The sequence below is a fragment of the Tamlana flava genome, from assembly GCF_041287255.1.
GTDB lineage: Bacteria > Bacteroidota > Bacteroidia > Flavobacteriales > Flavobacteriaceae > Tamlana > Tamlana flava.
This window is the reverse complement of the sequence record NZ_JBGGTX010000002.1, coordinates 988,388-999,942: the sequence shown is the minus strand read 5'-3', so window position 1 is coordinate 999,942 and position 11,555 is coordinate 988,388. Positions and strand designations below refer to the sequence as shown.

The following is an 11,555-nucleotide window of genomic DNA, read 5'->3' as shown; positions in this document are numbered from 1 at the left end:
AAATTATAATAACAATAATAATTTCAATAATCCTAATTTTTAGGGTCAGGAAGGTTATTGTTTAAAATATATGTAAAAGCCTTCCTAATGTGGAAGGCTTTTTTTAATCTAAAAATTTAAGACATGAGCAAAATTATGACAGTCGATGTATTGTCGAGCATTAAAGGAGCACAGCCCAGCGAGGCTGTGAACAAGTTATTTGAAGTGATTAAAAATGCCAACGCGTCAAATGATAATGCATCCATTAATCGTAATAGCGTGTCTTTGGATAGTTTACGTGATGATGTGGTGATTCAAAGCTCCGAAACCGAAAAACAAATCATTATTGAAAACTTCCCAAAAGAAAAAAACGGCTACTTGGTGGTTTCTAAAGTTATAGAAGAATAATTATGGACTCTCAAATACATATGATTCATCAACAATTGGTGAACAAGGAAATCACTTGCACCGCTTTAGTGCAGGAAAAGCTAAACTTACTAAAACAAAACACTCACAATACAGTCAATTCTTTGCTCGATAAAATGGCATTGAATTTGGCTGCGAAAGTGGATGCTAAAATTGCAAATGGCGAAACCATCGGGTTGCTTGAAGGCATTCCTTTTGGCATAAAAGACGTGTATATGGTTCAAGGCACCATCACTACTGCCAGTTCAGAATTACTTAAAAACTACAAATCGGCTTACACCGCAACGGCCATTCAAAAGCTATTGGATGCGGGTGCTATTCCGCTGGTAAAAGAAAACTGCGATAGTTTTGGCCACGGTTCCTCGAGTGAAAACACCATTTTTGGCGCGGTTAAAAACGCCATTAACCCTGAGTTGGTTGGTGGTGGCTCTAGTGGTGGTTCCGCTGTAAATGTTGCGTTGGATTACACTGTTTTTTCCATTGGTGGTGATACTGGAGGTTCGGTGCGCCAACCGGCAGGCTATAACCATGTTTATGGATTGAAACCTACATATGGACGTATTTCCCGCTACGGATTGATGGCTTATGCTTCATCAACCGACTGCGTTGGCCCGATTGCCAAATCGGTTGAAGATATTCGCATTGTTTTGAATGTGATGAGCGGACAAGATGCTAAAGACCAAACCACCTATGCTTCTGAGTCTATTTCGGAAGAGAGCATAGAAACTTCAGAAGACATAAAAACCGTTGGTTACTTTAAAAACTTTATTGAAAGTGAAGCCATTGACAACAAAGTAAAATCTGATTTTTTAGCTGCCATTGAAAAAATAAAGGCTAAAGGCATTGAAGTGAAAGCATTGGATTTCTTTGAATCGAACACCTTGGTTTCAACGTATTATACCCTTGCGATGGCTGAAACGGCCTCTAACCTATCTCGCTTGGATGGCACTAATTATGGCAACCGCATTGAGTCTGAAAATTTAAAAGAAACTTATGCGGTAACACGCTCTGAAAATTTTTCTGAAGAAACAAAGCGAAGAATTGTTGGTGGAAACCAAGTGCTTTCCCAAGGATTTTCAGACGAAATTTATTTAAAAGGATTGGCACTTCGCGATGCCATTTCCAACAATTTTGAAAAGGATTTTAGTGAGGTGGACATCATCATTTCACCCGTAACTCCAAGTACGCCGCCAAAAATTGGGGACAGCTTAAAAGATCCCCTGGCCATGTATTTGAGCGATGCTTACACAGTTGGTTTTAGTTTAGGCCAACTGCCAACATTAACCATACCACAAGGTACCGAAACTGGCATGCAAATAACCGCTGCAAAAAATAACGACGAACTTGTTTTGAAGTTTGCTAACTTCTTAAAAGACACGATATAATGGAACTGGAACAATTAAATGAGTTACTAAAAACTCACGAACTGGAGTTAGTAATCGGTCTGGAGACCCACGTTCGATTGAACACAAAAACTAAATTGTTTTGTTCGTGCGCGAACGAAGAAACCGATATACCAAACCAAAACATCTGTTCGGTTTGTACGGGACAAATGGGCGTTTTACCTGCCGTAAATAAAGAGGCTGTTAGAAAAGCCATTTACTTTGGAAAAGCAGTAAAATCCACTTTTGAAAATGAGGTGATTTCATGGGATAGAAAACACTATGAATATCCAGACAACCCAAAAAACATCCAAATTACTCAGTTTCACAATCCGGTAATTCCTGATGGACAGATTTCGTGTTTCCGAAATGACGGGTCGCAATTTACCGTTAGCCTTTCTCAAGTTCATATTGAGGAAGATGCCGCAAAATTGATGCACGAAAAGAAAATCTCTTTGGTCGATTTCAACAAAGCTGGCGTACCGCTAATTGAAATTGTAACCACACCGTGTATTCGCCATATTGAGGATGCTTCAACTTATGCGCAATACATTCAGCGCATTGTTCAAAATTTAAAAATATCCGAAGCCAACCTTGAAAAAGGAGAGTTTAAATCGGATGTTTCTGTTTCACTTCGTAAAAAACACACCTATAATTTAAATCCGCGCACCGAAATAAAAAACCTCAACTCGTTTAAGTTTATGGTTGAGGCTTTAAAGGAGGAAGTTGAAAAACAACTCAACTATTATTTGGAGCACAAAGAGTTTAGGCCCGAGCAAACCACCGTGCTTTTTGATGCCGATTTAAAGCAAACAAAAACGATGCGTAAAAAGGAATTTGAGGCCGATTACCGTTTTATTTCGGAGCCCGATTTACCTTTTGTAAATATAAAAAGCGTTGTAGAATCTATTGATGTGGATGTAAGTTCACTGCCATTTGCGGTGGAATCCATTTTAATAAAAGGTGGTGTTTTACCACAAGATGCCAAGTTTTTTACAGCAGATTCTTTACGCTCTAAAACCTTTATGCAAATAAATGATGTGTTGAAAGACCCATCGTTTGTGGCAAAAACCTTGGTGAACAATATTGGTGCCGATGACTATGGCGATATTCACCGTATTGAACATTTAATAGAAATTTTTCAGTTGTTCAAAGAGGAAAAAATCACGTCGGTTTTGGTGCAAAATGCGATTACCAAGTATCTGAAAGACAGAACTTTTGATTACAACCAATATTTTGAAGAGAACACCATTTCCAAAGAAAAGATAGAGACCGCCATTGCCAAAGTGATTTCAGAAAATGAAGCCATTGCCAACGACATTAAAACGGGCAACCAAGGAAAAGCAGGTATTTTAGTTGGAAAAGTAATTGGCATTATTGGTAAGGGGGCTTCTGGAAAAGTGATTCGCGAGGGAATTTTGGATGCGCTTTCTTGGGAAGTTGTAAGCATGAAGACTGAAGGCGCAAGTACAACTGAACAACGAACAACTCCACAACAAACTACCAAAAAAGAGGAAGAGGCTCTACCGCAAATTCCTATTGTTGTAAAAGACGAATACAGAACACACCTCATCACTGATATTTCAGATGAAAGCATTTCAGAAAAAGTCACTTTTTCAGGATGGGTATCGAGTGTACGCGACCACGGCGAGCTTATATTTATCGATTTGCGCGATTCGAGTTCCGAAAAGTTCCAAGTGCGTTTGAGCAGGGAATCGTTCCCAAATTTGGACGAATTGGTAAAACTAAAACCAGAGTCGGTTATCAGTGTTTCGGGAACCATTGTTCAACGTAAAGAGGACGATTATAACCCTGCGTTAAGAACAGGAAAAATTGAATTGCAAGCCACCAATTTAGATACGTTAAACCTATCTAGAACACTTCCTTTTGAAATAAAACGAGCCACCAAGTCCAACGAGAACGTACGTTTCCAGTATAAGTTTTTAGACCACAGAAATGACGATGTGCGCCGTGTGATTGTAAACCGACACAAAGTCATCAAACTGTTGCGCGACATTTTGGATGAAGAAAATTTCTTGGAAATTGAAACGCCAATTTTAAGTGCTGGAACCGATGAAGGTGCACGCGAATTCATCGTGCCATCAAGAAAACAGGCAGGTGCGTTTTATACCTTGCCACAAGCACCACAGCAGTTTAAACAAATGTTGATGGTAAGTGGCTACGAAAAGTATTTCCAGATTGCCCGTTGTTTTAGGGATGAAGATTCCCGTGGCGATCGCCAACCGGAATTCACGCAATTGGATATTGAAATGGCCTTTGCCAGTATGCAGCAAATTATAGATTTAAACACCAAAATGTTTAATGAAATTGTCACCAAAATATATGGAAACAAATGGATTTTGCGTCCGTTTGAAATATTGACCTATAAAGAAGCTATGGACAGCTATGGCTGTGATAGACCCGATTTACGATTCGGTTTAAAACTTCAAGACATTACCGAAATTGTAAAGGATACCACATTCCAAGTATTTAGTAAACCTATTGACGATGGCGGTATTGTAAAATGCATTAAAGTTTCGGCTGAAGACCAAGGCAAAAAGCGTTTATCAAAAGGGCAAATTGAAAAACTGACCGCCATAGCCCAACAACACGGTTTGGGCGGGTTGGCCTATATTATTGTAAACGAAAACGATTTGCAGTCGCCCATTATCAAGTTTTTAGGTGAAGATATTGCCGCAGGAATAATTAAAACTACCAACGCACAAGTAGGTGATATTGTGTTTTTCTCGGCTGCCGATTATGCCACGGCCAACAAAGCTTTGGATGCCGTTCGTCAGGAATTGGGTAGTATGTTGAAATTAATCAACCCGAAGGAATTGAGACCTGCATGGGTTATTGATTTTCCGATGTTTGAAAAAACCGACGAAGGCCGTTGGACCTTTACCCACAACCCGTTCTCTATGCCAGCCATTTACGACATTGAAAAACATATGAATGGCAAAGAGGAAGAAATCGGAAGTATCATCGCGCAGCAATACGATTTAATCTTAAACGGCTACGAAATTGGCGGCGGTTCGGTGCGGGCTCACAAACCTGAAATTTTAGAGGCCACCTACCGTAACATGGGTTACAATAAAGAAGAAATGCTAAAAAGCGTAGGCACCATGTACAAAGCCTTCCATTATGGGGCACCACCACACGGTGGAATTGCTTGGGGTGTAGATAGATTGATGATGATTTTAGAGAAAAAATCATCCATTAGGGAAGTAATGGCTTTCCCAAAAACAGGCACCAGCGACGATTTATTATTTGGCGCACCTTCGCTTTTGTCCGATAAAAAGGTAGAAGAAATGAATGTAAAAATCATCAAAAGTAAAAACTGAAACCAATAAAGATGTTCTATTATAGGAGAGTCATTCTGTTCTTTTGTTTCCTTTGCATAATAAAAACCTATGCACAGGCTTCATGGCAACCTCTTATTAATAGTATTTCAAACATAAACAATCAAAGATTTGACGATGTATTCTTTATTAATGAAAATTTGGGATGGGCCGCAAATGGTTATTATGCGGCTGTGTACAAAACAATTGATGGCGGTAAAAATTGGACTGAGCAGTTAAACGAATCGATTCTTGGCGGAAATTATTATTTTAGAAACATTGAATTTCTCAATGAAAATATTGGGTTTCTTGGTACCTTAAATGGCAAATTCTTCAAAACCATAGACGGTGGGAATAATTGGACTTTAGTATCTAACATATCCCCTAACCCACATGCTATTTGTGGACTGGATGCCGTTGGCCCATCCACCATTTACGGTTGCGGCGCTTACTTTACGCCAGCGCACATCATCAAATCATCTGATAGCGGAGAAACATGGCAATTTATCAATATGTCTGCTTATGCCAACGCATTGGTTGAAATCAATTTTTTAACAGAAGACATTGGATTCGTTTCCGGAAGAAGCAGCAATGGCGGCACCATTTTAAAAACAACAGATGGCGGAGCCTCTTGGACTGAAATTTTCAATTCGAATATCGTTGGAGAATATGTTTGGAAACTACAATTATTGGAAAGTAATCCCAACGTAATTTTTGGATCTATTGCAGCGGTTACTCCCAATTCAGGAAAACTGGTAAAATCTACGGATGATGGTTTAACATGGACTAGCTATGATGCACCCGAAACCGAAATACAGGCTGTTGGCTTTATTGATGAAAACCATGGGTGGATGGGTGGACACTCTACTGGTTTTTATGAAACTTTAAATGGCGGTCAAACTTGGACAAACTTAAATATCGGCAGTAACTTAAACCGCATATTCATTATAAGCCCAACATTGGCCTACGCAAGCGGGACTTCCCTCTACAAGTATACGGAAACCCCTTTGGGCATTGAGCCTTTTGGCGAAAAAAATAGAACCAAATTAAATACCTCCCTAAAAAGCAATCCCATTGAATCGATATTGGAATTTAGTATTGTGTTCGAATCGGATGATAATTTGCTTATGGAGCTTTATGATGTCAACGGAAAATTCATCAGACAATTGGCTAGAGATATCATTTTATCAAAAACAAAAAAAGATTATACCTTTAATCTTGAAGATTTGCCATCTGGCACATATTTTATAAATCTTCATAACAATACCGGTCGTGAATCCGTAAAATTCATTAAAAAGTAGTGTTATCCTGAATCGCAACTTTAACATTTTAGACTAACTTTTATAAGAATTTTAAGATGATTTGCACTTATCTTTAAGACATTATAAAGAATAACCTTAATATTTTTAGCAGCAAAAATTCTCAGGATTGGACAAAAGCCCCTTTACATTGCCTATTGCAGAACCGTTAGAAATGCAGCTCCTATGGCCAAGGTGATTTATAGCAGGTCCCAACTTAAAGAACGGGAATTAAGCACACTTGCCCCCAATGACACAGTATGGCGTACAGGTGCCAATGAAGCCACAGAAATTAAGTTTTTTCAGGACATGGCCTTTGGTGTAAGGCAATAAAATTAGGCACATATTCTCTATACACCATTTATTGTGAAACAGAATGTACTATCATATTAATTAAGGACACAGATGTTTGGCGCGCCTTCTCTGTTGTCCAACAAAAAAATGGAGGAAATGAATGTGAAAGTGATTCGGAAATAATTTCTCAACGTCAATCCGATTTTCTATCGTATTGAACTCAGTCAAAATGAAGAAAATCGCATCTCCACTCAAATAAAAATCCCAACAAAAATGTTGGGATTTTTTTATAGCAAAATATAGATTATATTTATAAGACGACACAACTAAAAACTAGACATATCCCGTTTTTATTTTCGAGATGAGAGAAATAAATGTTAGAATATTACGAGATGGTAAACATTCAGTGAAAATTGATATGAGTTATAAAAACTGAATAAAAGCTCAAATTGAAAAATTCAAATTTGCAATGAATATCGAGTCTTAAACCAAGATGGAACCAAATAAAAAGATAAAGGAGAAAAAAACATTTGGCACTTTGGCTGGGGTATTTACACCTACAACACTTACCATTCTGGGTGTGATTATGTACATTAGGCAGCCATGGGTAGTTGGCAATGCCGGTGTTTTAGGTGCATTAGCTATAGTTTTCATATCAGTTGCAATTACCTTCACTACTGCACTTAGTTTATCATCCATTACAACAAATATTAGGATTGGAAGTGGTGGCGCATTCAGTCTTATCTCCCAATCGCTTGGCTTAGAAATTGGAGGCGCCATAGGTATTCCATTTTATTTTGCACAGGCAGTTGCGGTCGCCATGTATATCTTTGGATTTAGGGAGGGTTTACAAACGCTTCTACCTGCCATCAATCCTTTATTCCTTGATATCGGTATTTTTTCACTCTTGATGGCCATTGCCTTTGTTAGTACCAGTTTTGCTTTTAAAATACAATATGTCATTCTTGGCATTATGGTACTTTCTTTGATTTCTATATATGGGGCATTATTCACTAATGAACTGAATTTTAACCTAGAGTGGTTTGGAAAGTATGAAGGTTCTATAGAAAATGATTTTAGCGGTTCTTCTTTTTGGATGGTGTTTGCCGTCTTTTTTCCGGCGGTAACAGGGGTTATGGCTGGCGCCAATATGTCTGGGGATTTAGCAAACCCGAGAAAGAGCATTCCTTTTGGAACAATCTCATCAGTAATAATTACCACGATAATTTATATCAGTTTAATTTTTGTTGCAGCCTTAATTGCCTCTCCTGACGAATTAACCCGAAATTACAATGTGTTTATTGACAAGGCGTTATTCACACCAATTGTTTTGGCTGGATTATTGGGCGCCACCCTTTCCTCTGCACTTGGTTCTTTTGTAGGCGCTCCAAGAATATTATTGGCCTTGGGTGAAAAAAATATCCTGCCCAAAAGCAAAAGCCTTGCAAAACTTTCTTGGAAGGGTGAACCCAAAAATGCCATGATCATTACAGCCATTATTGTTGTTATAGGAATTTCACTGCGAAACTTAAACACCATTGCACCTATCTTAACCATGTTTTTTATGATAACTTATGCCATGGTTAATGTTGTTGCACTGGTTGAGCAAGCATTGGGATTGCCCAGTTATAGGCCAACACTTAAAATCCCCATCATAGTTCCAATAATTGGTGCATTAGGCTCAATTTCTATCATGTTCGTCATGAATGTTATAGTCGCATTATTTTCATTGGTACTGATTATAGCCTTCTACCTGTATCTCGTAAAAATGAACATTAAATCTTCAGCAGGCGATTCCAGGAGCGGGCTATTTACTGCATTGGCAGAATGGGCCACAAAAAAAACAAACAACCTGCGACAAGAAAGGGAGGTAAGGTCTTGGCAGCCTGATTTACTGATGCCGGTAAGCATGCCTAAAGAACTTAGAAGTTCTTTTAAACTTATCCATTCAATTATTTATCCAAAAGGGTCAATTAAAATATTGGCCTTGCGAAATGAAGATGAAATTGAACAACGAAACCTTGACAATTTTCTTAGAAATTCAGTAAAAAAATTTAAAGAAAGTGATATTTCTGTATCATACACCACAATTGATAATTTGGAATTCAATACAACGGTAAACACAAGTATGCAATCGTTAAATGCGGCTTTTTTCAAACCAAACACGATTTTTACAAGTATTGACCCATCATCATCGCATTTATCCTACTATGACAAACTATATACAGATACCATAAAAAACAATTTTGGGTTAATCATGTACATACCCTTTTCTACCGCAAGTCTGGCAATTGAAAAGAGCATCAATTTATGGATGACCAATATACCAACTGATTGGAAAGAGTCATTCAATATTAATAACAATGATTTATCAACGCTGCTTTCTTTACTCATTTGTCGCAATTGGAAAGGAAATATTGATGTACACATCCTTAATGACAATGAAGAATTAAGATTTACTGAGAAGGATTTGGAAGATTTTCGAACCATGATTAGATTTCCAAAGCATACTTCAATAAGCGTGAAAAAGGGCGACTTACTTGCCAATGTGGTTATGGAACGAAATAGTGATGTGAATATTTTCAGTATCGAAAAAGGAATGAGAACAGAGGATATGGTGAACATTGTAAACCATTCACGCATTTCCGCAATTTTTTGTTCTGATTCTGAATTTGAAAATGTATTGGTTTAAAAATAAGACCTTTTCTAATTAAAGCAACTCCATTAGAATTGAATACAAGAGACAAATGAAAAAGTCATTTAGAATTTACCGTTTAATTATAAGAATACTGGGGTTACTGGCATTAATGGGGTATATTCTATTCCTAATTGATGAAGGAGTTCCACTGTTAACAAAACAACCCACTTTTGCCGACATTTCTGTGTATATGCTATTTGCCATTTTCCTTGCGGCCTTTATATGTCTTTGGAAATATGAACTTATTTCAGGCATCTTAATGCTAGTTTGGTACGGACTGGTACTGTTATGCATATTTGAAGTATGGGAAAATGCTGCTTTGGTTGGAATGGTAGCACTACCAATTTCAATTATCGGAATTATGGTGCTGATTTTTGGCATTCTTAAAAAAAGAGCTTTTTCTTCCTGAGGATACAAATCAGAATTATATCGGAAATCAAATAAAGACCAAATAAAAATCCCGACAGTTTTTGTTGGGATTTTTAAATAACAAAATATAGATTATATTTAATAGGACAACACCAACAAAATTTGGGATATCCGATTTTATTTAGGGATAGGAGGAATAAAATATGGGATATAACGAGGTGGCAGTAATTCTAACTGAATACGTTTAACTAAAACAAAAATATAATGAAAAATAATCGACTGAATTTATTATTGATTCTGATTTTTGCTGTTCTTCCAATCCTTTCTTATTCTCAAAATGACACGGAATCAGATAAAAAAGAACCCTTAAATATAGGCTTTGTATTATACACAAAAAGCAATACTCCTGGAACATTATTCGCAAGATGGAATTGGGGAAACGCTTACAGTGGTCCTGGAATAGCAACTGGAGGACCAAAAGAAAGTGGATATGTTGGAAATTATCACGTTCGATATTTTTATGAGAATGGAGATTTTTCAGATGAATATGACCTTGTAATAGAAAAGACAGGAGATTTTTACTATGTTTCGTGGCTTATTAAAGGGAAAGTCGCTGCTAAAGGTGTTGGAATGGAAGTGGAAAACGGTTTAGCGGTCGGATGGCGTAGAGTTAATGATTAGATTTAAGCGAAAATTTCATTTGAATTTAAAACTGCCAACAAAGCATAAAACCCATTGAAACGGTTTTTATACAAGACCGATGGAATACATTCAGCGAAAGCTGACCAAAATGGATACGCAACTCCGTTGCTCCCGCCCTTTCGGTGCATGTATTCCATCGTCCTGCTAAACCAAATTGAAAAAGGCCTTTTTGCTCAATACAACTTCCACTGCCCATCGAGGGAAAACGTAAGCCATCTGCAGTGCTAAAAGCAATTTGGCCCGGCCAATCGAACTCCCGATTCAATAAAGTGGCTCGCCAATATAATTTCCTAAGGGAAATTTATGGGCGAGAGGGACAATGCCGCCGTCGCTCGCGTGGCAGCGCTCACAAAGGCTGCATTGTCTCCCTCTTTTTGTATCTTCGTTCTCATGACCGAACTGCGTTTAGCAGGACGTTGCAGCACATTAGTGGAAAGAGAAAAATATGATAAATGCCAAAGAATCATTAAGATTTCTGCCCACCATAGGGATTTTTATTTTCATCATACTTTACATTTATGCTGCTACATTATACCCTGGAGGTTCACAAGCAGATATTAACTCTTTAGGGTTTGATTGGAGCAACAACTATTGGTGTAACTTAATGAGCGAAAATGGTATAAATGGCCTCAAAAATAATGCAAGACCGGTTGCCATTGGGGCAATAAGTATGCTTTGCATCAGTATGACATTTTTCTTCTTTCAATTTGCAGACTACTTTGAAAAAAACAGAAATTGGAATTTAACTATAAAAATTTCTGGTGCGTTGGGAATGTTGTCGGCAGTTTTCATTTTCACAAAATTTCATGACGTCATGACTACCATTCTAAGTATATGTGGTGTTGTGGTTATTATTGGAATGATTAGGGCACTTCATAAAAACAAATTCACTTTTTTCAAAGTATTTGGAATATTCTGTATGGTAATTGTGGGCATGAATAATTTGTTCTACTATAATGAAAACTTAATACAATATTCTCCTTTGGTACAAAAAGCAGCTTTCATCCTGATACTCTCCTGGACAGTTGCCCTTAATTTAAAAATGAAAAAGAAAACCATTTTATAA

At 37.5% G+C, this 11,555-nt stretch carries 9 protein-coding genes and 2 pseudogenes; 10 read left to right on the top strand and 1 reads right to left on the bottom strand.

Features of this window, described 5'->3' with window-relative positions:
* Positions 1 to 123 precede the first annotated feature (123 nt).
* The 9 genes and pseudogenes from ACB104_RS08925 (at position 124) to ACB104_RS08880 (ending at position 10,468) form a co-directional block, all read left to right on the top strand.
* Positions 124 to 387 carry an Asp-tRNA(Asn)/Glu-tRNA(Gln) amidotransferase subunit GatC gene (locus ACB104_RS08925; RefSeq protein ID WP_370478016.1) on the top strand — a complete coding sequence of 88 codons (264 nt, stop codon included), beginning with the start codon at positions 124 to 126 and terminating at the stop codon, positions 385 to 387.
* A 2-nt stretch (positions 388 to 389) separates the two neighbouring features.
* Positions 390 to 1,790 (top strand): amidase family protein, encoded by a 1,401-nt coding sequence (locus tag ACB104_RS08920; protein ID WP_370478015.1) that lies wholly within the window; start codon positions 390 to 392, stop codon positions 1,788 to 1,790.
* Positions 1,790 to 3,221 (top strand): annotated as a pseudogene (gatB, locus tag ACB104_RS08915) (Asp-tRNA(Asn)/Glu-tRNA(Gln) amidotransferase subunit GatB); the annotation flags it as partial. The gene ACB104_RS08920 and the pseudogene gatB, both read left to right, overlap by 1 nt.
* An 80-nt stretch (positions 3,222 to 3,301) precedes the next feature.
* Positions 3,302 to 5,131 (top strand): annotated as a pseudogene (gene aspS / locus ACB104_RS08910) (aspartate--tRNA ligase); the annotation flags it as partial.
* 11 nt (positions 5,132 to 5,142) lie between these two features.
* The gene (locus tag ACB104_RS08905; protein ID WP_370478013.1) at positions 5,143 to 6,429 is read left to right on the top strand and encodes a YCF48-related protein; all 1,287 of its coding nucleotides are present in this window, start codon (positions 5,143 to 5,145) and stop codon (positions 6,427 to 6,429) included.
* A 183-nt stretch (positions 6,430 to 6,612) separates the two neighbouring features.
* On the top strand, positions 6,613 to 6,759 hold the full coding sequence (locus ACB104_RS08900; RefSeq protein WP_370478012.1) for a DUF2911 domain-containing protein: 147 nt from the start codon (positions 6,613 to 6,615) through the stop codon (positions 6,757 to 6,759).
* A 454-nt stretch (positions 6,760 to 7,213) separates the two neighbouring features.
* Positions 7,214 to 9,412: an amino acid permease gene (locus ACB104_RS08890; RefSeq protein ID WP_370478010.1), complete on the top strand. Its 2,199-nt coding sequence runs from the start codon at positions 7,214 to 7,216 to the stop codon at positions 9,410 to 9,412.
* A 55-nt stretch (positions 9,413 to 9,467) separates the two neighbouring features.
* Positions 9,468 to 9,827, top strand: coding sequence for a DUF7670 domain-containing protein (locus tag ACB104_RS08885; RefSeq protein ID WP_370478009.1), 360 nt, complete (start codon positions 9,468 to 9,470; stop codon positions 9,825 to 9,827).
* A gap of 224 nt (positions 9,828 to 10,051) precedes the next feature.
* Complete coding sequence (locus ACB104_RS08880) at positions 10,052 to 10,468, top strand: hypothetical protein (protein WP_370478007.1); 417 nt, start codon at positions 10,052 to 10,054, stop codon at positions 10,466 to 10,468.
* Positions 10,469 to 10,493: 25 nt separating this feature from the next.
* Here the strand turns inward: ACB104_RS08880 and ACB104_RS08875 are convergent, their stop codons facing one another.
* Complete coding sequence (locus ACB104_RS08875) at positions 10,494 to 10,754, bottom strand: hypothetical protein (protein WP_370478006.1); 261 nt, start codon at positions 10,752 to 10,754, stop codon at positions 10,494 to 10,496.
* Positions 10,755 to 10,934: 180 nt separating this feature from the next.
* On the opposite strand from ACB104_RS08875, the gene ACB104_RS08870 reads away from it, so the two are divergent.
* Positions 10,935 to 11,555: a hypothetical protein gene (locus tag ACB104_RS08870; RefSeq protein ID WP_370478004.1), complete on the top strand. Its 621-nt coding sequence runs from the start codon at positions 10,935 to 10,937 to the stop codon at positions 11,553 to 11,555.